This window comes from Microbacterium sp. NPDC089186 (assembly GCF_040685115.1).
Lineage (GTDB): Bacteria > Actinomycetota > Actinomycetes > Actinomycetales > Microbacteriaceae > Microbacterium > Microbacterium galbum.
This window is the reverse complement of record NZ_JBFBHJ010000001.1, coordinates 624,256-645,771: the sequence shown is the minus strand read 5'-3', so window position 1 is coordinate 645,771 and position 21,516 is coordinate 624,256. Positions and strand designations below refer to the sequence as shown.

Below are 21,516 nucleotides of genomic sequence, written 5' to 3'. Positions count from 1 at the left end.
TGATTCTCGTCTCTCAGAGCGCGTCGAGCGCGCGATTGAGCGCGACGACGTTCACGCGGGGATCGCCGAGGTACCCCAGGTCGCGCGGGATCGTGTGCGCGTCGACGAGGGATTCGACCTCGGATGCCGAGAGGCCACGGGCCTCGGCGACGCGGGCGACCTGTCGTTCGGCGTTGGCGACCGAGATGTCGGGGTCGAGCCCGGATGCCGAGGCGGTCAGGGCATCGGCGGGGATCCGACCCGATCCGTCGAGCTCGACCGCGGCGGCCGTGCGCTCCTCGATCGAGGAGATCAGGTCGTCATTCTCGGGGCCGAGGTTCGACCCGCTCGATGCCGCGGAGTCGTAGCCGTCGCCCGCGGCCGAGGGACGGGACTGGAAGTACTGCGGGAGGGCGTTGCCGTCGGCATCCGTGAAGGACTGCCCGATCAGCTGCGAACCCGCGACCTGCCCGTCGGCCGTTCTGATGAGCGAACCGTTCGCCGCGAACGGCAGGGCGATCTGGCCGACGGCGGTGATCAGCAGCATGTAGCCGACGCCGAGGAGCAGGGTGAAGACGAGCATCGCGCGGACGGCGACGCCGGCGGTACGCAGGGTGGTGCGCATCAGGGGGGCCTTTCAGAAGCCGGGGAGCAGGCTCACGACGAGGTCGATGAGCTTGATACCGATGAAGGGGACGAGGACGCCGCCGAGCCCGTACACGAGCAGGTTGCGGCTGAGGATGCTCGAGGCGCTCGCCGCGCGGTACTTCACACCGCGCAGGGCCAGCGGGATGAGCACGATGATGACGATCGCGTTGAAGATGATGGCGCTGAGCACCGCGGATGCCGGCGACGACAGCTGCATGATGTTGAGCACCGCGAGCCCGGGGAACACCCCCATGAACATCGCCGGGATGATCGCGAAGTACTTCGCGATGTCGTTGGCGAGCGAGAACGTGGTGAGCGCACCGCGCGTGATGAGCAGCTGCTTGCCGATGCGCACGATGTCGATGAGCTTGGTCGGGTCGGAATCGAGGTCGACCATGTTGCCGGCCTCTTTCGCGGCCGAGGTGCCCGTGTTCATCGCGACACCCACGTCGGCCTGAGCGAGCGCGGGGGCGTCGTTCGTGCCGTCGCCGGTCATCGCGACGAGGTTGCCGCCCTCCTGCTCGCGCTGGATGAGGGCGAGCTTGTCTTCGGGGGTGGCCTCGGCGAGGAAGTCGTCGACGCCCGCCTCGGCGGCGATCGCCTTGGCCGTGAGGGGGTTGTCGCCCGTGATCATCACGGTGCGGATGCCCATCGCGCGCAGCTCGCCGAAGCGCTCGCGCAGGCCGTCCTTGACGACGTCCTTGAGGTGGATGACGCCGAGCACGCGGCCGACGCCGGTTCCGGTCCCTTCAACAGGCTCAGGGACCTCGGTCGCGTGCTCCGCGACCTCGGTTTCAGAGGTGGCTGAGCCCGTCGAAGCCACCGGGCCCCGCGCCGGCGTCCACGTCGCGACGACCAGCGGCGTGCCGCCCGACTGCGAAATGGCATCCGTCGCGTTCTGCAGCTGCGCGCGCAGCGCCTCGGGAACGGGGGAGCCGGATGCCGCCAGCCAGGCCACCACGGCCGAGGCGGCGCCCTTGCGCACCTGCGTGCCGTCGACGAGGTCGAGGCCGCTCATGCGGGTCTGGGCCGTGAAGGGAACGGGCTCCGCGCCGCGGGGCATCTCGGCGACGATCCCCTGGGCCGCTGCGAGCTCGACCACCGAGACGCCCTCGGGCGTGGGGTCGGCCTGCGACGACAGCGAGGCGAACTCGGCGAGCATCGGCCCGCCGACGCCGTCGAGAGGCACGAAGGCCGACGCGCGACGGTTCCCGTAGGTGATCGTGCCGGTCTTATCGAGCAGCAGGGTGGTGACGTCGCCCGCGGCCTCGACCGCGCGTCCCGACATGGCCAGGACGTTTCGCTGCACCAGGCGGTCCATGCCCGCGATGCCGATGGCGCTGAGCAGCGCCCCGATGGTCGTCGGGATCAGGCAGACGAGCAGGGCCACGAGCACGGGGATCGACACGGGGGATGCCGCGTACGAGGCGATCGGGTTCAGCACGAGCACGACGACGACGAACACGATCGACAGGCTCGCCAGCAGGATGTTGAGCGCGATCTCGTTGGGCGTGCGCTGGCGCGACGCGCCCTCGACGAGCGCGATCATGCGGTCGACGAACGTCTCACCGGGCTTCGACGTGATCGTCACGACGATGCGGTCGCTGAGCACGCGCGTACCGCCGGTGACGGCGCTGCGGTCGCCGCCCGACTCGCGCACCACCGGTGCCGATTCGCCCGTGATGGCCGATTCGTCGACGGTCGCGATGCCGTGCACGATGTCGCCGTCGCCGGGGATCAGCTCCCCGGTCTCCACCAGCACGATGTCGCCGACGCGCAGGTCGCCCGAGGGGACGTCTTCGGTGGCCGCGTTCACCGCCCCGGGGTCCGTGGGGGAGTACGCGACGACCCGCCGCGCCGAGGTCGTCGTGCGCGTCTTGCGCAGAGTCGCCGCCTGCGCCTTGCCGCGGCCCTCGGCGACCGACTCGGCGATGTTCGCGAAGAACACCGTGAGCCACAGCCAGATCGCGATGCCCCAGGTGAAGCCGAAGGGCAGGGAGCCGTCGGCAGCCCCGAGGAACGGCTCGGCGACCGCGATGAAGGTGGTCAGCGCGGCGCCGACCCAGACGAGGAACATCACCGGGTTGCGCCACTGCGCGGCCGGGTTCAGTTTCTTCGCCGCGCCGGGGAGGGCGGCGACGATCTGCGCGGTGCTGAAGGCTCGGCGCGGGGCATCGGAGGTGGGGGCCGACGCTTCGGGCGCCGGGGCGTGGGTGAGGGTGGACATCAGCGGGTCAGTCCTTCAGCGAGGGGTCCGAGGGTGAGGACGGGGAAATAGGTGAGGGCGGTGACGATCACGGCGACACCGGCCAGCAGGCCCGCGAACTGCGGGCGGTGCGTGGGCAGGGTTCCGACCGTCGCCGGCACGGCATCCTGGGCCGCGAGGGCGCCGGCGAGGGCCAGCACGAACACGATCGGCAGGAAGCGGCCGAGCAGCATCGCCACACCGAGCGCGGTGGTGAACCACGGGGTGTTGGCGGTGAGGCCCGCGAAAGCCGAGCCGTTGTTGTTCGCCGCCGACGTGAACGCGTAGAGCACCTCGCTGAGGCCGTGCACGCCCGGGTTCCAGATCGACGTGGTCTCGACGTCGGAGCGGATGGCCGGAACCCCGAAGCTCAGGGCGGTCCCGGCGAGCACGAGGGTGGGGGTGACGAGGATGTAGAGGCTCGCGAGCTTGATCTCGCGCGGCCCGATCTTCTTCCCGAGGTACTCGGGCGTGCGGCCGATCAGCAGGCCGCCGACGAACACCGCGATCACGGCGAGGATCAGCATGCCGTACAGGCCCGAGCCGACACCGCCGGGGGCGACCTCACCGAGCATCATGTTGATCATCGGCATCATGCCGCCCAGCGCCGTGTAGCTGTCGTGCATCGAGTTCACCGCACCGGTCGAGGTGAGGGTGCTCGTCGAGCCGAACAGCGTCGAGCCGAAGATGCCGAACCGCACCTCCTTGCCCTCCATCGCGCCGCCGGCGAGGCCCGGGGCGGTACCCGCCCCCACCGTCTCGGCCCACGTGAGCAGAGCCGTGGATGCCACGAAGATCGCGGCCATCACCCCGAGGATCGTGTAGCCCTGGCGGTCATCGCCCACGATGCGGCCGAAGGCGCGGGGCAGCGAGAACGGGATGACCAGCATCAGGAAGATCTCGAAGAGGTTGGTCCACGGCGTCGGGTTCTCGAACGGATGGGCGGAGTTGACGTTGAAGAAGCCGCCGCCGTTGGTCCCGAGCAGCTTGATGGCCTCCTGGGATGCCACCGGCCCACCCGGGATCGACTGCGCCGCCCCGGCCAGGGTCGTGGCATCCGTGAAGCCGTTGAGGTTCTGGATGACACCGCCGGCGAGCAGCACGAGTGCGGCGACGATCGAGAAGGGCAGCAGCAGCCGGTAGGTGCCGCGCACGAGGTCGACCCAGAAGTTTCCGATCACGCCGCTGCGGCGGTACGCGAAGCCGCGCACCAGGGCGATCGCGATCGCGATGCCCACGGCGGCCGAGACGAAGTTCTGCACGGTGAGGGCGGCGAACTGCACGGTGTACCCGAGCGTGGTCTCGCCGGAGTACGACTGCCAGTTCGTGTTGGTCACGAACGAGACCGCGGTGTTGAACGAGAGGGCCTCGCCCGGCGCCTCGAGCCCCAGGGCGAACGGCAGCAGCGGCTGCAGGCGCATGAGGGTGTAGACGAAGACGACGCTCACGAACGAGAACAGCAGCACCGACCGCAGGTAGGCCTGCCACGTCTGTGCGCTGCGGGCGTCGACGCCGATCAGACGGTAGGTGCCGCGCTCGACGGCGAGGTCGCGCTCGCCGGTGTAGATGCGGGCGATGTGGTCGCCGAGCGGGCGATAGGCCAGGCCCAGCGCGACGACGAGGGTGAGGCCGGTCAGGACGATCGACCAGATGCTTCCACCGTCCATGGTCAGAACTTCTCCGGTCGGACGAGGGCGACCACGAGGTAGACGACGGCGGCGACCGCGAGCACCGCGGCGAGGATCGAGAAGAAGGTCATGACCGGTCGCCTCCGCGTCCTACGGGGCGGGCGGACGAGGAACGAGCCTCGGGGCCCAACTTCTCGACCCCCTTGGCGACGAGCGCGACCAGCGCGAACAGCGCGGCGGTCACGGCGAGGAAGACGACATCGAGCACGACGACTCCAGGTTCGGGACGGAACCGCGGGCGAGCCGCGGGCGCCGCGGGGCGGCACGTCTGTCGATACAACTCCGCCGGGCCGCGGCATCCTCGGGCCCTAACGCTTTCCCTACGGGTCGCTCACGGACCCATACGGAGTGCTTACGGGGGCGCGGATTCTGCAGGAGATGTGCGCCGACCGCGCATGATGGAGACATGGCCGAGAACGACGTGCGCGTGAGCGCGGGGCTGGTGATCCCCGCGTCCGAGCTGTCGTGGCGGTTCTCGCGCTCGTCGGGCCCGGGCGGTCAGGGGGTGAACACCGCCGATTCGCGCGCGGAGCTGATGTGGGATGCCACGGCATCCGCCGTTCTCTCGACCGTGCAGCGCGAGCGCGTGCTCGAGCGGCTCGGCGACCGGCTGGTCGACGGGGTGCTGACGATCGCGGCTTCCGAGCATCGGGCGCAGCTGCGCAACCGCGACGCGGCCCGCGCCCGGCTCGCCGCCCTCGTGGCCGAGGCGGTGCGGCCCCCGGCTCCGCCGCGCCGGGCGACGAAGCCGACCCGCGGGTCGAAGGAGCGCCGCCTGCAGGCCAAGCAGCGTCGCACCGACGTCAAGCGGATGCGGCAGCGCCCGACGGACTGACGGGCGCGCGCCCGCGTCGGCCCAGCCATCCCCGCCGAGTGTCCAGGACACCCGGACGCTCCGGAGATCGGTCCGGGTGTCGTGGACACTCGACCCTGGTCGGGCGCGTCAGGCGCCGCCCTCGGCGCGGCGGCGACGCACCTGCTCCTCGAGGTCGGCGAGGTGCATCTCGCGCTCGAGGTCGGCGATCTGCTGCTCCGTGGTGCGTGCGTCGCGCGGGGCCGGGGCGGGCGACGGGTCGGGCTGCCTCTGCCACCGCCGCGGGTCACCGAAAGTCAGGGGAGCCGTGCGCTGCTCGTACTCGCGCCCGATCGTGAACCACAGGATCGACCCGATCAGCGGCAGCAGCACGATGAAGAACACCCACACGAACTTCGGCATGTGCTTGACCTGGTCGTCGCGGCGCGTGATGGCATCGATCAGCGCGATCACCATCACGACGAGGGTCAGCAGAGCGAGGATCGGCATGGCCCCCACCCTGGCGGAGCACTCCGCGCGGCGTCCACCTTCTGGCCGCGTTGCGAAACGCCGAACGCCCCCGCCGCGTGGCGAGGGCGTCCGGATCGGATCAGGATGCCGCGGGCTCGGCGTGCGTCGCGCGTCGCCGCGGCTGCTCGTCGGCGTCGGCGCGGCCCTCGGCATCGCCACGGGTGACGACGAGCAGCACGACGGCCCACGTGAGGTAGGCGAAGGTCCCGGCGATCGCAATGGTGTTACCCGTGTTCAGGGCGGCGTGCGTGCCGTCGTCGATCCCGCCTGACGACAGGATCGTCGTGGGATCGGTGAAGATGTGCAGCAGGATCGGCCAGATCAGCGAGCCACCGGCGCGGAGGGTGGCGTACATGCAGACTCCGAACGCGAAGGCGTAGATCACGGTCGGCAATACGGTCGACACCGGCTGTCCGGTGAAGAAGTTGGAGAAGTGCAGCGAGGCGAAGATCAGCGACGACAGCGCCATCACCGCCCACTCGCGATAGCCGTGGCGGCGCAGCATCACCACCGCCATGCCTCGGGTGAGGAAGTCCTCGGAGAAGCCCACGAACAGGCCCGCCGCGAGCACGGCCAGTACCACTCCGGTGCCGTATCGGGCGTAGTCGATGCCGAAGAAGTGGCCGACGATCGGGACGAGCACGAAGATCGGCCCGAGCCAGAACCACCACCTGCGCGGGAGCACCGGCTGGCGCCCGAACAGGGGGCGGGGGAGCCACCCGATGCTCGCGGCGATGATCACGAGCACGATGCTGCCGAGCAGCGGCTGAAGGCCGATTGCGAGGAAGGCGGAGAGCGGATCACCGAACAGGTTCTCGACGTTCACGAGGCCGCTCAGCACCGGCGCGAGGGCGAGACCCATGCCGTTGTAAAGGGCGAGGTAGATGACGGCCATCAGCACGGCGCGCCACCATCCGCCGCGGTTCCAGAACCGTTGCCAGGCGTTCGCGCCGGTCTCGACCGGGGCGAGTTTCTCAGTGCGAGACATGAGGGGACCTTTCGTATCAGGCGAAGAAGCGTCGAGCGCGAGTCGTGAAGAGCAGGGCGATGCCGAACACCGCGAGCAGGATGGTGACGATCGAGCCGACGAGTACGTCGGCGTCACGGTGAACAACCGCCTGCAGCGCCGCGCTGAGGATCGACAGGACGAGGGATGCCGTGACGATCGCGCGCGCGAGCCGGTTTCCGCTGAACAGTCCGAAGCTCACCAGCAAGGTGATGACCCCGATCGCGATCGAGAACCACGTCGAGGGAACGGACACCCCGTCGGCAGCCAGGGTGCCGGTCAGTAGCAGGATGCCGAGGAGGATCTGCAGCGCGGCCGAGAGCCAGGCGAGCACGGCGACGAACGTGACCCCGGGGGGTCGGTCGTTGTAAGCCACCGTCTCGTCAGTCGCTCAACTCAGCGAGCAGGTCGTCGAGGCCCAGGCCGCCGACGTGCATCGCCTCGAACTCAAGGGTGCTCCCGGTGGTCGTGTCCGTGAGTTCGAGCACCCGCACCGTTCCGCTGTGGCGACGGTGGACCGTGAGGTTCGCGCGGTCGATGTGCGCGACGGGGTGGAGGTCTTTCCATCCCCCGACGATCCCGGTCGAGGAGCGACCCAGAACATACAGTCGCGTCGCGGACAGGGCCAGCACGATCGAGGGATAGCTCCCCTTCGATGCGCTCGCCGCCCGCTGCGCGAGCATGCCCCCGGTGACGCCCCAGGCCATCGCGTTGTCGCCGCCGAAGCCCGCGCCCACCGCGGCGCCCAGGATGCCCGACTTCGTCGACCCGCGCGGCATGACCACCGCCACGTCGATGACCTCGTCGTCTCCCACGGCCGCCTGCGCGCCTTCTCGTGCGTGGTCTTCTCTCGACATGTCGCCCCCTCCGCGTTCAGGACACTTCTTAATGAAGTGTTCAGGACATCTCCGAACAACGCAAGATGCGATGGGGCGGTCCGGAGAGTGCGGCGGGCGTCGTCATCGTGCGAGCGACCCGAAGGCCGGCCGAGAGCGTGGTCATCGCGCGAGCGACCCGAGCGCCGACCGACGGCGGGCGTCGTCATCGCGCGCGCGTGTGATCGCCGCCGACAGGCACCGCGCCCGCGGGAGGCCGCCAGACGGCTATCTCGGCGAACAGTGCGGTCAGGCGTGCGCTCTCGCTCTCGATCCCGGCGGACACGGACGCCACGGCCCGCATCCCCTCGTCGGTGACGCGCAGCAGTACGGCGCGCGCATCGCCGGCGACCTCGCCGCGCCGACGTTCCACGAACCCCTTCGCGCACAACTGGTCGACGATGTACGCCACGCCCGCGGGTGAGACCTCGAGCGGGGCGGAGAGGGCGGAGGGGCGCACGCCGTCCTGCATCGCGATGGCGACCAGTGCCGCGCGCTGCCGCGCGGCGCGTTTCCCCTCGCGAGCCGCGGCCGGCATGTAGCCCACGAGCGCCGCCCCCGAGGCGCAGACGCGGCCGAGAAGCTCCAGGGCGTCCGCGGGGATGGCGGGGAGCTCGGTGGTCGCGGGGTCGCCCAGGCCGAGGCTGATCTCGGCGGCGATCTCGGCGCTGTGACGCAGGAAGGCGGTGATGGCTGTGCGCAGGCCCTCCGCGAGCCGCTCGCCGTCGGGGGTGAGCGCGACCTCCACGGCCCGCCCGTCGGTGCCGGAGGCACGCGTCGTCACGACCCCCTCGGCCCGCAGGCGAACCACCAATCGGGAGATCGCCCGACGTCCGAGCCCGCTGACCTCGGCCAGACGGCGGGTGGTCAACGAGCGCTCCGACGCGAGCGCGACCAGGGCGGACATCTCCTCGATCTCCGCCCACTGCGTTCCGAAGACGCCGTCGATGACACGGGTCATCTGGTCGTTGAACGCGCCGAGCAGCTGCATCGCCCGGGCGCGCGACAGGGCGTCCACTGTTCTCGATCCTCCTCGTGACCCTCCATCCAACCAGGGGATGTTCGGAGCGACCCGAACGTGACGATGCCGTTCGATCGCTCGGCGCTCGACGAGACGGCATGCGGCTGACATCTCGGCCGCAGCATGCCGCCGATTCGTCAGGGCCGCGCAGTCTCACGGTCCCGTAGACCGGTCCGGTCGGCGCCCGGGCGGCCTGCCGCGCGAAACGCCGAACGCCCCCGCCGCGTGGCGAGGGCGTCCGGATTGGATCAGGATGCCGGATTCGACGGCGTCTTCTTCACGCGCTGCGCCGGGACCTCGGCGATCGGACGGCCGCTGCGCGATTGGCCGGGCAGGGGGCGCGACCGGCGTCCGTAGATGAGCTCCGACGAGTCGAGCAGCCACGGCACGAGCGTGATCGAGACGCCGTGCACGAGCATGAGCTGCTGGGCCAGGCGGCGCGAGCGGCGGTTGTGGAGGATCGACTCCCACCAGTGCCCCACGATGAACTGCGGCAGGTACACGGTGACGACGGCGGAGCCGTTGTTCGCGCGGTACTTCTTGATGAACGTCGACACGGGCGAGCTGTAGGTGCGGTACGGCGAGTCGATGATGACGAGGGGCAGGGGCATGTTGTGCTCCGCCCACTCCCTCTGCAGCTTCGCCGCGTCTTCGTCGGTGATGGCGACGTGCACGGCGAGGGTCTTGTCGTGGTTGGCGGCGAGGGCGTAGTCGATCGCCTTCATCACGGGCTTCTGCAGGCGGTTGACGAGGACGATGGCGACGTCGCCCGACGAGCCGAAGTGCACGTCGTCGTCCATGCGGATCTCGTGCTCGACGTCGCGGTAGTACCGGTTCACGCCGATCATGAGCACCGCCAGGATCGGGATGGCGATGAACACCAGCCACGCGCCGTGCGTGAACTTCGTGATGGTCACGATGAGCAGCACGAGCACGGTCATGGCCGCGCCGACGGAGTTGATCCACAGGCCTGCGATGGCCGAGCGGCGTTCGATCGCCGCCGACTGCTGCTTCGCCGCCTCGGGGGGCAGGTCCTTCAATCCGCGCAGCGTGCGGCGCCAGTGCTTGACCATGCCGATCTGACCGAGCGAGAACGACACGAAGACGCCGATGATGTACAGCTGGATCAGCGTGGTGAGGTTGGCCTGGTAGACGATCAGCACACCGATGGCGACGATGCCGAGGATGATCATGCCGTTCGAGTACACGAGCCGGTCGCCGCGGGTGTTGAGCGCCTTCGGGGCGTAGCCGTCGCGCGCGAGCACCGACCCGAGCAGCGGGAAGCCGTTGAACGCGGTGTTGGCCGCGAGCAGCAGCACGCACGCGGTCGCGGCCTGGATGATGAAGAACGGGATGCTGCCCATGCCGAAGGTCGCCGCGGCGACCTGGGCCATGAGGCTCGGCTGCGGGTTGTTCGCGCAGTCGAACCCGATGAGGTGGCAGGGGTTCTCGGCGTAGTGCACGCCCGAGATCAGCGCAAGCGCGGTGAGGCCCACGAACAGGATGATCGCGATGCCGCCCATCATCGTCAGCGTCGTCTGGGCGTTGCGGATCTTCGGCATCCGGAACGCGGGCACGCCGTTCGACACGGCCTCGACGCCCGTGAGAGCGGAACAGCCGCTCGAGAACGCGCGCAAGACGAGCAGGATCAGCGCCGCCTGCGTCAGCGACTCCGCCTGCACCGCGTACTGCGCGCTCGAGGCGACGGGGGCGAAACCGAAGAGGGTACGACCCAGGCCGACGACGATCATCACGCCGACCGACCCGATGAACAGGTAGGTGGGGATCGCGAAGACGCTCGAGGCCTCGCGCACGCCGCGGAGGTTGACGATGACGATGAGGATGACGAACCCGACCGCGATTTCGACGCGGAACGGGTTGAGTTCCGGGAGCGCCGAGATGATGTTGTCGACACCGGATGCCACCGACACGGCCACCGTGAGCACGTAGTCCACGAGCAGGGCCGCTGCGACGACGACCCCCGGCACTTCGCCCAGGTTCTTGCTGGCTACTTCGTAGTCGCCGCCGCCCGAGGGGTAGGCCTTGATGAGCTGACGGTAGCTGAGCACCACCACGACCAGCAGCACCACGACGGCCACCGCGACCCACGGGCTGAGGGTCAACAGAGCCGTTCCGCCGATGAGCAGGATCATCAGCAGCTCCTGCGGGGCGTATGCCACCGAGGAAAGGGCGTCGGAGGCGAAGATGGGCAGTGCCATCTTCTTGGGGAGGAGCTGCTCGTCGAGTTTCTCGGAGGTGAGAGGCTCGCCGATCAGAATGCGTTTCGCGATCGGCGTCTCTTCGCCGTCAACGCGACTTTCGTCAGTCACGGCGCGCGACATTACGCGCACTCCGGGCGCTGCGCAATCCGACGCGCACGTCGTTCACCGGATGGTCGACCTCCACGGATCCTCCCGGACGACCTCCATCGGGTGAAGGACGTCGTCCGGGAGTGCCGAAGGGTGTTCTCGCGGGTGCGATCTGTCCGTCACGCGTCGGGCGCGAGGCCCAGCTGGGTGAGGATGCCCAGCTCGTCGCTGCTTCCCCAGCGCTCGGCGAGCTTGCCGTCGACGAAGGTGCTGATCTGCACGCCGCGGATCTTCACCGGCCGGCCTGTCGGAGCGTGGCCGCGGAACTCGCCGGTCTGCGTCCCGGTCAGCGTGTACGCGAACGCGACGCTGTCGTCATCCGCGACGAGCTTCTCCACCGCGAGTGCCATGTCGGGGAACGCCGTCCGCAGCTCGCCGAAGAACGCGGCGTACCCGCGCGGACCTTGCTCCTGACCGGGCGCCGGGTCGTGGTCGACCGAATCGGGAGCGACGAGGTCGTCGAACGCGGCGAAGTCGCCCGCGTTCACCGCCTCGCCGAATGCCTGCTGGGATGCGATGTTCTGCTCACGAGTCATGGGATCTCACCTTTTCTGCACGCCACCGGTGCCTGAATCGACCGTGCTGGTCGCGAGCGACGGTATGCCGCCACCTCGGTCGTCACCGGAGGGTTGACCGTCGTCGGTCGGCCTGCTGTGCCGGGTGTCGCGGCGCCACGACGCCGGGCACGAGATGCGGCCCCGTCGAAGGATGGGCCTCGACGCGGGAGCGGTCTCGACGGGGTCAGGCGGCGCAGCGCTCGGCGATGTATGCGGCGATCGCGTCGGCGCCGACGTGGTCGTGCGCGGTGATCGTGACGACGGTGTCGGCGACGAAGACGAGCAGTTGGCCGTGCGCGCCATGCAGCCGCCACGCGGCACCGGGGCCGTCCCATCCCGCGAGCGCGTAGCGGCGATAGCCCTCTCCCGCGCTCCCCGTTCCGATCCACGCCGTGTGCAGCGCATCCACCGTCTGCGCCGAGACGAGGCGGCGCCCGTCCCACATGCCGCGGTCGCGGATGAGCTTTCCGAGACGGGCCATCTCCTCCGTGCGGAGGGAGAGTCCCTCGCCACCGAGCACCCGCCCGAGCGGGCAGCGTCGCCATGCGACGTCGTCGAGACCCAGCGGGGTGAACAACCGCGGTCGCAGGAACTCCTCGACGTCGCCCGTGCGCTGCGACAGCGCGTGCATCGCGGTGTACGTGCTCGCGTTGGAGTACTGGAAGACGCGCCCCCGCGTGGGGCGGGAGAGGAACTCGGCGGCGACGTCGGGCCAGTCGGTCATCATCGTCTCGGAGTAGGGGAAGTCGATGCCGCTCGACATCGACAGGAGGTGGCGGAGGGTCACGTCGGTTGCGGCGGGCAGCAGCTCGCCCACCGGGGCGTCCAGCGCCGCGAGACCCTCGTCGGCCGCGATCCCCGCAGCGAGCACCGCGACGGCCTTGGCGACCGAGTGGATCTCCTCGCGCTCGTCGGGCGCCCAGCGGTGTTCCGCGACGGCGTCGCCGACCCGCACGTGCAGTCCGTGGGCGCGGAAGCCCGTGTCGTCGATGCGGGCGACGAGCTCGTCGCGGAGGCGGGTGGCGCGGCACATGTGCACAAGGCTACGGAGGCCCGACCGACCTCCCCCTAAGCTCGCGGGGTGCACAACATCGTCGGATCGGGGCTGCTCGCCGTCTTCGCGGGTGCGGTGGTCGCGGTGCTGGCGTTCGTGCCGTTCGTCGCGGTCAGCTATCGCCGTCGCGGGGGATTGACGCTGTGGCGCACCCTGCTGTGGGCGGGCGCCGCCGTGTACTTCTGGGCGATCTGGACGTACACGCTCATCCCCCTGCCCGACGGCGACGCCTACCGCTGCGCGGGGGTGAACCTCCGCCCCTTCGAATTCGTCGACGAGATCCGCGCGGCGGTCGCCGTCTCGGGCCGCTACCTCACCGACCCCGTCGTGCTGCAGGTGGCGTTGAACGTGCTGCTCTTCCTCCCGCTCGGCTTCTTCCTGCGGGTGCTCGGCGGACGCGGCATCCTGATCGCCGGAGTCGCGGGCCTGGTCGTCTCGGGGGTCATCGAGACCACGCAGCTCACCGGCGTCTGGGGGATCTTCCCGTGCGCCTACCGCGTCTTCGACGTCGACGATCTGATCGCCAACACCTCGGGAGCGCTCCTCGGGTCGGTGCTCGCGTTCGCGGTGCCCGCGCAGCACCGGGGAGTGCAGAAGAGCCCGGATGTCGAGCAGCCCCGCCCGGTCACACGTCGCCGTCGGTTGCTCGGCATCGTGTGCGACGTGGTGGGCGTGTGGCTCGTGGGCTTCGCCGTCTCGGTGGCCGTGCAGGCGGTGATCGCCCTCACCCTGGGGGATGCCGCGACCTTCTCGACCGACGAGGTGGCCTCGCTCGCGGGGACGCTGGCCTCGGCCGGCCTGTGGCTGGTCGTGGTCCTGACGACGGGGAGGTCGATCGGCGACCTCGCCACGCGCGTGCGGTTCACGAACGGTGTGCTGCCGGCGTGGGTGGCGCGACCGCTGCGCTTCCTCACCGGGGCTGGAGCGTACGCCGTGCTCGCGGGGCTGCCCGCGCCGTGGTCGCTGACGGCCTTCGTGCTCGCGCTCGCGACCGGGGCGCTCCTCGTCGTCTGGCGTGACGGGCGGGGTCTCACCGGGTGGATCGGGCGCCGCCGCCTGGTCGACGACCGGGCGGGAGTGGTGAGTCCGTCGGTCGACGCGTCGTCGTCGGCCCGTGGCACCCTCGAGTGACGGCGAAGATCGCCATCCGTCATAGCGCGTTCCAGCCCCGGATCTGACGGCCCGGGTGGACGTCACCGGTTCGCGGCGAACTCCTCGGCCAGCACGCCCATGAGCACCTCGTCGTGGAAGCGACCCCCGTGGAACGCCACGGCGCGGCGCACGCCCTCACGCACGAATCCGGCCTTCTCGTAGGCGCGAAGGGCTCGCGTGTTGAAGGCCCAGACCCGCAGTTCAACCTTGTGCAGGCCCAGCTCGTCGAAGCCGTAGCGGAGCATCGTGCGGGTGGCATCCGTGCCGTAGCCGCGGCCGACCGCGTCGGGGCCGATGATGATCGCGAACGTCGCGACACGCGCGGGCAGGTTTCCTCCCCACAGCGTCGCGTGGCCGATGAGGCGCCCCTCCTCGTCGTCGATGCTGTAACCCGCGCCGCCGGGGGAGTCATTGCGGCTCCATGCCTGGAACATCTCCCGCACGGATGCGACGGGCCGATGCTGCACGCCGCCCTGCTGCAGGACCGCCGCGTCGTCGCGGCGCCACCAGTCCACGAGGGCGTCGAGATCGGCGTCGGTGGTCGCCCGCAGGCGGACGCATTCGCCACGGAGCAGGTCGGCACCGTAGGCGAGCGCGGAGGAGGTGTCGCGGAGGTCGTCCATCCATCGACCGTAACGGGGCGTCGCCAACAGACCCAGAGGAAAGGGCCTCAGGCGAACATCTGCCGCAGCGCGGCGAGATCTCCGGCGTCGAGAGCGCGGGCGATCACGTCCGCGTCGTCGGCCGAGGGGAACAGGCCCGCCAAATCGTCCCGGAAGATCGAGCGCATTTCGTCGAGATCATCGGCATGGGCGGCGACACGCATCGCCTCGATGGCGCGCTGATAGGGGATCTGCTGGTAGCCCCCGGGGGCATCGGGGGGACTGAAGTACGGGATCCACGGAAGCGATCCATCGGGATGCAGGAGCAGCACGTCTCCGGGCTGGATCACGCGCGTGTGGTTGAGGTCGGCGATGCTCAGCGGGTTGGCGATGCAGAAACGATCGCCGATCGCGTAGAGCGAGTTGCCCGGTTCGACGGTGTAGGTCATGACGACACCGTCGTCGTCCACCCCCACCGGACCGGCGGCGAGCTCGCGCGGGCCTCGGTCGATCAGGTCGTCGTTCAGGCTCGCGCTCATCCTGCCGAAATGGATCCACCGCGGGATATCGCACCCTTCGGGGTCGTTCCGCCGGATCATGAGGCCGTTGCCGACGTCCACGTAGCCCTCGCCGAGCCCGGTCGCGTCCGTCTCTCCCGCGCCGGATGCCGCGGTCTCGGTCGGGGAGGGAGCGGGCACGGCCGCACCGATCGACGTCACGTGCGTGAAAGCGGCCGACACGGCGGGAGCGGCGAGCGCGAAGAGCCCGCCGACGACGACGATCGACACCCCGCTCGCGATCGCTGCTGCCTTCTTCATGCGCTCACCCTACGGGGGTGCCTTCGCGGATGCCGGCGATTCTGCGGACGCGGGCCGCACCCTCGCAGAGGCGGTGTCCCCTGCCTGGCGACGACCGGAGGGATGCGTGTCGCCACCCCCGAGGCGTCTCGGTCGGGAGAAGAACCGCGCTGCGCCACCCGCCGCGCTACCGTGACCCCATGAGAGAGCCGCTGTCGCCGGCGGACGCGCGCATCCTGGCGCTGGAGTCCGACGTGGTGCGCGGGCACGCCCTGAAGCTGCTCGTGCTCGAGCCGGGCCCGTCCCTCGACCTCGAGGCCGTGCGCGCGAGCGTCGCCGAACGCCTGGGTGCCTTCCCGCGCGGCCGTCAGGTCGTGGTCGACGACGGCGAAGGACCCGCGTGGGTCGACGCGGCCGAGGTCGAGGTCGCGCACCACGTCCGCCGCTTTGCCGCGGGCGACCCGGCGGGCCTGCGCGCGGTCGTCGGGCGGCTCATGTCGGAACCCCTCGACCGGTCGCGGCCGTTGTGGACGATCGACCTCATCGGGCCGCTCGCCGACGGGCGCGAGGCCGTGGCCGTGCGCCTGCATCACGCGCTCGCCGACGGACTGACGGCCGTGCGCTTCCTCGAGGCGGTGGTCTTCGAGCCGCACGACGCCCCGGCCCACGAGGTCGGCATCCGCGATCCCGCGGCGCGCCCGACGCGCTGGAGCGAATGGGAGCGGATGCCGCTGACCGTCGCCCGCGAGCTCGGCCACCCGGGATCGCATTCGCCGTTCGACCGCCCTCTCACCGCACGCCGTGCCCTGGCGTTCGTCGACGTGCCCCTCGCCGAGGCGCGGGCGGTCGGTGCGTCTCGCGCCGCGCACGCGACCGTCAACGACGTACTCCTCGCCGTGATCGCGGGGGCGCTGCGCCGACGGCTCCTCCACCACGGCCACACGCCGCGCGTGAACGCCCAGGTGCCCGTGAGCCTGCACGAGAAGGGGGAGGATGCCGCGGCATCCGGCAATCGCGACTCCTTCGTCGACGTGGGCCTGCACCTGCACGAGCCCGACGACCTGCGCCGACTCGACCTGCTGAGCGCGCAGATGCGCGCACGCAAGAACGGACGCGATGCCCGGGCGCTCGACGAACTGTTCCACGCGCTCGCGTCGGCGGGGCCCCTCGGAACGTACGTGCGCGGCCTCGCCGACGACCCACGCGAATTCGCGCTCGCCATCTCGAACGTGCCCGGTCCCCGCGTCGCGGTGGCCGTCGCCGGGCGCCGCGTCGGACACGTCTACACGTCGTCGGAGCCGGGCCCCCGCCACGCGCTGCGCGTCGCGGCGATCTCCAACGACCGCTGGCTGGGCGTCGGCTTCTGCGTCGACCCCGCCGCGGTGCCCGACGTCGACGAGCTCGCGGACGCCGCGCACGACGCGTGGGAGGCGCTGCGCGCCGGGACCGAGTGAATCGGTCGCGGTCGCGACCCCGCCCCGCCATCCGGCGTTCACGTGTCGCGTCCCGGCCCCGCTCGATGCCGGGACGGCACCCGTTTCGATGCCGTGACACCGCACGCGCCGGCACCGGCCGCGCCGCCTAGGCTGGACGCGGAGGGTCGGATGTCGTCGAGAGCAGGGCGCGCGCAACGCGTGGGCCGCGGTGTCGCCGCGGCGGCCGTCGCGACCTTCATCGCGACCGTCTCGCACGCCTCCGTCGGGGCGGAGCTCCCTCCCACGCTCAACGCCGTCCTCGCGCTGTGCCTCGCCGCCCCCGTCTGCGTGCTGCTGGCGGGGCGCACGGCGTCGTGGTGGCGCCTCTCGCTCGCGGTCGTGCTGAGCCAGGCGCTGTTCCACGGCATCCTGGCGCTCGATCTGAGCGGGAGCGGCGCGGGGCCGATGTCGCACCACGGTGCCGCGCCGCTTCTGCTGGATGCTGCCGCCACGGGGCCTGCGCACGCCGCGCATTCGCCCTGGATGTGGGTCGCGCACGCGTTCGCGGCGGCGGTCACGATCCTGGCCCTCGGTCGCGGCGAGCGGGCGGTGCGGGCGATCGCGCGCTTCTTCGTCGCGGTGCTTCTGCGGCTGCGCCCGTTCCGCGGGCCGGCGGCGCGCACGGATGCCGTCCGCACGGCACCCGAACCACTGCTGCTGACGACGGCGATGACGGTGCTGTCGCCGATGAGGCATCGGGGTCCGCCGCGCGCGGCGTGACCTCCGACACCCTCCTTCGCGGCGCGTCCGTCTGATCGGCGCGCCCATTCGCAGAAAGCAGCACCCATGTCTCGCAAGACCATCCTTCGTCGTACCCTCGCGGGCCTCGCCGCCGGCGCCGTCCTCGCCATCGGCGCACCGCTCGCGGCGTCCGCGCACGTCACCGTCAACCCGAACACCGCGACGCCGGGCAGCTACGCCACGGTGAACTTCCGCGTCCCGACCGAGTCCGAGACGGCATCCACCGTCAAGGTCGAGGTCGCCCTGCCCACCGACACCCCGCTCAGTTCCGTGCTCGTCGAGCCGGTGACCGGGTGGACCGCCACGGTCGAGAAGGGCGCCCTCCCCGCCCCCGTCGAGGTCGACGGCAACACCATCTCGGATGCCGCACTGAAGATCGTCTGGCAGGCCGACCCGGGCGTCGGCATCGGCCAGGACCAGTTCCAGATCTTCTCGGCCGTGCTCGGGCCGGTGCCCGACACCGGGCACCTGCTGCTGCCGGCGACGCAGACCTACTCCGACGGGGAGGTCGTGGAGTGGGCGGCGACGCCCGACCAGGTCGCAGCCGACGACACGCTCGAGCCCGCGCCGGTGCTCTACATCAACGACGCTCCGCCGACCGGGGAGCACAGCCACGGGACGTCGACGACGGCGGCCTCCGCCACGGACGACCACTCCAGCGAGGCGAGCGCCACGACGAGCGACTCCTCGTCGGGCGTCGCGCTGGGGCTCAGCATCGCGGCCCTCGTGGTCGCCGCGGCCGGTGCCGTTCTCGGCGCCCTCGCCTTCGCGCGTCGTCCGAAGCGCGCGTGAGCATGCGCTCCCGCACCGCGCTTCGCCGCGCACTCGCCGGGGCGGCGGTGATCGCTGCGGCGATGACCGCCGCCTTCGGCGGGGCCACGGCCGCATCCGCGCACGACAGCCTCGTCTCGTCGTCTCCCGCGGAGGGCGACAGCGTCTCGAGCCTGTCGGAGGTCACCCTCGACTTCAGTGCCAACCTGCTCGGCGCCGACGGGGGGAACCTCGTCATCGTGGTGGGACCCGACGGCCGGCACTACGAGAGCGAGTGCGCTGCTCTCGCCGGTCCCACACTGACGACCGCCGTCGCGCTCGGGGCACCCGGCGACTATCAGGTCGAGTGGCGCGCGGTGTCGTCCGACGGTCATCCGGTGTCGGGCGTCATCCCGTTCACCTGGACGGGCGAGAGCGCGTCCGACGGCTCGGAGCAGTCGCCCTGCGCCGCCGCCGTCGGCGCGGGGGAGGCCGCACCGGAGACGGATGCGGCGTCGCCGGCAGGGATGTCCGGCCTCACCATCGGACTGCTCGCGGGCGGCGGTGCCGTGGTGGTCGTCGGCATCCTCATCGTCATCATCCTCCGCACCCGCAGCCGCGAGGACTGAGTCCTCGGACCGCCCGCCGTCGGACGTCCACGTCCGCGGCGGGCGGCTCGTGCCGGGGTGAAGTCCTGCGGACGACGGCATCCGGATGCCGGGACGGCGGCTCCGTGGCGCCCGACGCCGGACGCCGGGGCCCGGACTACAGGCTCGAGCCCGCCACCGAGAAGGTGTCGCAGGCGTTCACACCGCCCCGGCGGCCCGCGTCGAACCACCGCGTCCGCTGCTCGCTGGAGCCGTGCGTGAAGCTCTCGGGGTTGGTGACCTGGCCCGCCTCGGCCTGGATGTGATCGTCGCCCACCGCGGCCGCCGCCGAGAGCGCATCGGTGATCTGCTGCTCGGTCGGGGGCTGCAGATACGGCGTGCCGTTCTCATCGACCTGCTCGCCGGCCGCGGCGACCCAGGCGCCGGCGTAGCAGTCGGCCTGCAGTTCGGTGCGCACGCCGTTGCTGTCGGGGCCCGTGCCGTTGTTCGGGTACTCCTGCATCACCCCGGTGAGGTTCTGCACGTGGTGGCCGTATTCGTGGGCGAGCACGTAGAGCTGGGCGAGGGGACCGGCGGTGGTGTCGTACTGCTCCCGCAGGATGGAGAAGAACGTCGGATCGACGTACACGGTCTCATCCGGCGGGCAGTAGAACGGTCCCGTCGCGTTCGACGCCGTCCCGCACGAGCTCGACGTCGCCCGGTCGACGATGATCAGCTGCGGCTCCCGGTACCCGTCGAGGCGCTCCTGCCAGAACTGATCGATGCTGAGGGTCGCCGCCGCGAGGCGGCACGTGTCGTCGTTGTTGGCATCCTGTCCCGTCGAACAGTTGGCGATCGCCTCACCGCCGCCCTGGGGCGCGACGGGGGCGCCGCCGCCGAGGAGCCCCGACAGGTCGGTGCCGGTGAACGCCGAGATCAGGAACACCACGATCGCACCGAGTCCCACCGCGCCGCCGCCGACGGCCGCGACCGTTCCGCCGCGCCGCTTGGCCGAGTTCCCGCCGACGCGGGCATTGTCGTTGAACGTCACGGCGTTCACGGTACGCGCGCCGACAGCCGCGAACACGGGGCTGGACTTCTCACCGCCGAGTGGGAGCACACCTCCGTGAGCGCCCCGGCGCCGGGCGCCGACCTGGCGTGCCCAACGTGTCGATGAGACCGGATGCCCCATCTTCTTGTCTTGCGCCCCGGGCCGCGCCGCCGCCCATGCTCATACGTATTCACGAAACACGATCGTTACCGTCCGATGTGAACGCTTAGGCTTCCCTAAGCGCTATGCATACGTATACGGTTTGGCCATGTCATCCACCAAGAAGCGCGCTATCGCCCTCGCCGCCGTCGCGGCCGTGGGTGCACTCGCCCTCTCCGGATGCGGCGCGGGTAGCCGCACGGGGAACGCGAATGCCACCGAGGTCACCTGCGACTACACCGCCCCCGAATCCGCGACCACGGTCAACGTGCTCGCCTACAACTCCTCCGCCATCGATCCGTTCACCGACACGATGGTCTCCAGCTGCACGAAAGATGATGTCACGGTCAAGCACGACCCGATCGACTTCGGCGGCCAGGTCACGAAGACCACGGCCACCCTGTCGGGGGACACCGGCAGCTACGACATCGTCGAGACCTACGGCTTCGTCATCCCGAGCCTCGCCGTCGACGACAAGCTCGTCCCCCTCGACGATCTGTTCGCCGAATTCGCCGACAAGTACGACCTGAACGCGATCAGCGAGTCGATGCGTCAGGGCATGTCGTACGACGGCAAGCTCTACGCCCTGCCCATGCAGGCGCAGATGTTCGTCATGGCCTACCGCACCGACGTCTTCGACGAGCTCGGCCTCGAGGTCCCCCAGACCTTCGATGACATGATCAGCGCTGCCGAGGCCATCAAGGCCTCGGGCAAGATGCAGTACCCGATCGCGCTGCCGTGGCTCGCCACCGCCGACGTGACGACGAGCTTCCAAGCCGTCATGAACTCGCTCGGCGGCGACTTCGTCGACGCGAACGGCACGGTCACCCTCGACACCCCGGAGGCCAAGGAGGCGCTCCAGGCCATGCAGAGCCTGCAGCCCTACATGGACCCGCAGGTGACCACCTTCGACCAGCCGAAGGTGCAGCAGCAGATGTACAACGACACCGCGGCGATGTCGATCATGTTCTCGGGGCGCATGAGCGATCTGACCAAGTCGGAGAACAGCAAGCTGTCCGAGAACTTCGGCTTCGCGGCACCGCCGAAGGTCTCGACGTCGGCGCCGTACCTGTACGACCGCCTCTCGATCGACGGATGGTCGATCCCGTTCAACACCAAGCTCGACCACAAGATGCTGTTCGAGATGATGGCCTCCGCCGTCAGCGAGGACGCGTCGAAGGCCTCGGTCCCGGCGGCCTACCCCGCTCGCGAGGGCATGGTCACCGCCGACAACTCGCCCTACGGGCAGGCTGCCAACGACTCCATCGCGGGTGCCATGCCGCCCGTGGTCTCGCCGGTGCTGGCCCCGATCAGCAACGAGATCACGCCGATCGTGGCGCAGTTCCTCGCCGGCGGCCTGTCGGTCGACGAGGCGACGGCGCAGATGCAGGCAGCGGGGGAGAAGATCGCGGGCTGACGCCCGCCATCGCCCGCAT

The 21,516-nt window shown here is 70.6% G+C and carries 23 protein-coding genes; 7 read left to right on the top strand and 16 right to left on the bottom strand.

Annotated features, from left to right (window positions below; genetic code table 11):
• Positions 1–13 precede the first annotated feature (13 nt).
• Genes kdpC through AB0N82_RS03020 form a run of 5 tightly spaced genes read right to left on the bottom strand, consistent with a single transcriptional unit; the run spans position 14 to position 4,768 of the window.
• Positions 14–604 carry a K(+)-transporting ATPase subunit C gene (gene kdpC / locus AB0N82_RS03040; RefSeq protein ID WP_363387968.1) on the bottom strand — a complete coding sequence of 197 codons (591 nt, stop codon included), beginning with the start codon at positions 602–604 and terminating at the stop codon, positions 14–16.
• Between the two features lie 12 nt (positions 605–616).
• Positions 617–2,854, bottom strand: a complete 2,238-nt coding sequence (kdpB, locus tag AB0N82_RS03035; protein WP_363387965.1) for a potassium-transporting ATPase subunit KdpB — start codon at positions 2,852–2,854, stop codon at positions 617–619.
• A complete protein-coding gene (gene kdpA / locus AB0N82_RS03030; RefSeq protein ID WP_363387962.1) occupies positions 2,854–4,539 on the bottom strand; it encodes a potassium-transporting ATPase subunit KdpA in 1,686 nt (561 codons plus the stop codon). The genes kdpB and kdpA overlap by 1 nt, the downstream gene beginning before the upstream one ends.
• A 2-nt stretch (positions 4,540–4,541) precedes the next feature.
• Positions 4,542–4,631, bottom strand: a complete 90-nt coding sequence (gene kdpF / locus AB0N82_RS03025; protein WP_363387959.1) for a K(+)-transporting ATPase subunit F — start codon at positions 4,629–4,631, stop codon at positions 4,542–4,544.
• Positions 4,628–4,768 (bottom strand): hypothetical protein, encoded by a 141-nt coding sequence (locus AB0N82_RS03020; RefSeq protein ID WP_363387956.1) that lies wholly within the window; start codon positions 4,766–4,768, stop codon positions 4,628–4,630. Before AB0N82_RS03020 ends, kdpF begins: the two co-directional genes overlap by 4 nt.
• A gap of 198 nt (positions 4,769–4,966) precedes the next feature.
• On the opposite strand from AB0N82_RS03020, the gene arfB reads away from it, so the two are divergent.
• Positions 4,967–5,395 carry an alternative ribosome rescue aminoacyl-tRNA hydrolase ArfB gene (gene arfB / locus AB0N82_RS03015; protein ID WP_315993963.1) on the top strand — a complete coding sequence of 143 codons (429 nt, stop codon included), beginning with the start codon at positions 4,967–4,969 and terminating at the stop codon, positions 5,393–5,395.
• Between the two features lie 108 nt (positions 5,396–5,503).
• Here the strand turns inward: arfB and AB0N82_RS03010 are convergent, their stop codons facing one another.
• The 8 genes from AB0N82_RS03010 to AB0N82_RS02975 all read right to left on the bottom strand — a co-directional run bounded on the left by AB0N82_RS03010 (position 5,504) and on the right by AB0N82_RS02975 (position 12,745).
• Positions 5,504–5,863 carry a PLD nuclease N-terminal domain-containing protein gene (locus tag AB0N82_RS03010; protein ID WP_315993962.1) on the bottom strand — a complete coding sequence of 120 codons (360 nt, stop codon included), beginning with the start codon at positions 5,861–5,863 and terminating at the stop codon, positions 5,504–5,506.
• Between the two features lie 100 nt (positions 5,864–5,963).
• Entirely contained in the window at positions 5,964–6,872 is a 909-nt protein-coding gene (locus tag AB0N82_RS03005) for a CPBP family intramembrane glutamic endopeptidase (protein WP_363387951.1), read from the bottom strand.
• Between the two features lie 16 nt (positions 6,873–6,888).
• Entirely contained in the window at positions 6,889–7,266 is a 378-nt protein-coding gene (locus AB0N82_RS03000; protein WP_363387948.1) for a hypothetical protein, read from the bottom strand.
• Positions 7,267–7,273: 7 nt separating this feature from the next.
• Complete coding sequence (locus AB0N82_RS02995) at positions 7,274–7,747, bottom strand: hypothetical protein (RefSeq protein WP_363387945.1); 474 nt, start codon at positions 7,745–7,747, stop codon at positions 7,274–7,276.
• A 184-nt stretch (positions 7,748–7,931) separates the two neighbouring features.
• On the bottom strand, positions 7,932–8,783 hold the full coding sequence (locus tag AB0N82_RS02990; RefSeq protein WP_363387942.1) for a MarR family winged helix-turn-helix transcriptional regulator: 852 nt from the start codon (positions 8,781–8,783) through the stop codon (positions 7,932–7,934).
• A gap of 251 nt (positions 8,784–9,034) precedes the next feature.
• The gene (locus AB0N82_RS02985; protein WP_363387939.1) at positions 9,035–11,128 is read right to left on the bottom strand and encodes an APC family permease; all 2,094 of its coding nucleotides are present in this window, start codon (positions 11,126–11,128) and stop codon (positions 9,035–9,037) included.
• 146 nt (positions 11,129–11,274) lie between these two features.
• A complete protein-coding gene (locus AB0N82_RS02980) occupies positions 11,275–11,691 on the bottom strand; it encodes an ester cyclase (protein ID WP_315993960.1) in 417 nt (138 codons plus the stop codon).
• A 205-nt stretch (positions 11,692–11,896) separates the two neighbouring features.
• A complete protein-coding gene (locus tag AB0N82_RS02975) occupies positions 11,897–12,745 on the bottom strand; it encodes a serine hydrolase (protein WP_315993959.1) in 849 nt (282 codons plus the stop codon).
• Positions 12,746–12,793: 48 nt separating this feature from the next.
• On the opposite strand from AB0N82_RS02975, the gene AB0N82_RS02970 reads away from it, so the two are divergent.
• Positions 12,794–13,897: a VanZ family protein gene (locus AB0N82_RS02970; protein WP_363387934.1), complete on the top strand. Its 1,104-nt coding sequence runs from the start codon at positions 12,794–12,796 to the stop codon at positions 13,895–13,897.
• A gap of 62 nt (positions 13,898–13,959) precedes the next feature.
• Here AB0N82_RS02970 and AB0N82_RS02965 read toward each other — a convergent pair whose 3' ends face one another.
• The gene (locus AB0N82_RS02965) at positions 13,960–14,541 is read right to left on the bottom strand and encodes a GNAT family protein (protein WP_363387931.1); all 582 of its coding nucleotides are present in this window, start codon (positions 14,539–14,541) and stop codon (positions 13,960–13,962) included.
• 47 nt (positions 14,542–14,588) lie between these two features.
• On the bottom strand, positions 14,589–15,338 hold the full coding sequence (locus tag AB0N82_RS02960) for a LysM peptidoglycan-binding domain-containing protein (protein ID WP_363387928.1): 750 nt from the start codon (positions 15,336–15,338) through the stop codon (positions 14,589–14,591).
• A gap of 179 nt (positions 15,339–15,517) precedes the next feature.
• Here AB0N82_RS02960 and AB0N82_RS02955 point away from each other — a divergent pair, with 179 nt between their 5' ends.
• The 4 genes from AB0N82_RS02955 to AB0N82_RS02940 all read left to right on the top strand — a co-directional run bounded on the left by AB0N82_RS02955 (position 15,518) and on the right by AB0N82_RS02940 (position 18,912).
• Complete coding sequence (locus AB0N82_RS02955; protein ID WP_315993955.1) at positions 15,518–16,771, top strand: wax ester/triacylglycerol synthase domain-containing protein; 1,254 nt, start codon at positions 15,518–15,520, stop codon at positions 16,769–16,771.
• A gap of 150 nt (positions 16,772–16,921) precedes the next feature.
• Positions 16,922–17,512: a hypothetical protein gene (locus AB0N82_RS02950; protein WP_315993954.1), complete on the top strand. Its 591-nt coding sequence runs from the start codon at positions 16,922–16,924 to the stop codon at positions 17,510–17,512.
• A 66-nt stretch (positions 17,513–17,578) separates the two neighbouring features.
• Positions 17,579–18,325, top strand: a complete 747-nt coding sequence (locus AB0N82_RS02945) for a YcnI family protein (RefSeq protein ID WP_363387924.1) — start codon at positions 17,579–17,581, stop codon at positions 18,323–18,325.
• A gap of 2 nt (positions 18,326–18,327) precedes the next feature.
• On the top strand, positions 18,328–18,912 hold the full coding sequence (locus AB0N82_RS02940) for a copper resistance protein CopC (protein ID WP_315994597.1): 585 nt from the start codon (positions 18,328–18,330) through the stop codon (positions 18,910–18,912).
• Positions 18,913–19,048: 136 nt separating this feature from the next.
• Here AB0N82_RS02940 and AB0N82_RS02935 read toward each other — a convergent pair whose 3' ends face one another.
• Entirely contained in the window at positions 19,049–19,921 is an 873-nt protein-coding gene (locus AB0N82_RS02935) for a neutral zinc metallopeptidase (protein WP_363387921.1), read from the bottom strand.
• 268 nt (positions 19,922–20,189) lie between these two features.
• Between AB0N82_RS02935 and AB0N82_RS02930 the strand changes: the two genes are divergently transcribed.
• On the top strand, positions 20,190–21,497 hold the full coding sequence (locus tag AB0N82_RS02930) for an extracellular solute-binding protein (protein ID WP_315993951.1): 1,308 nt from the start codon (positions 20,190–20,192) through the stop codon (positions 21,495–21,497).
• Positions 21,498–21,516 lie beyond the last annotated feature (19 nt).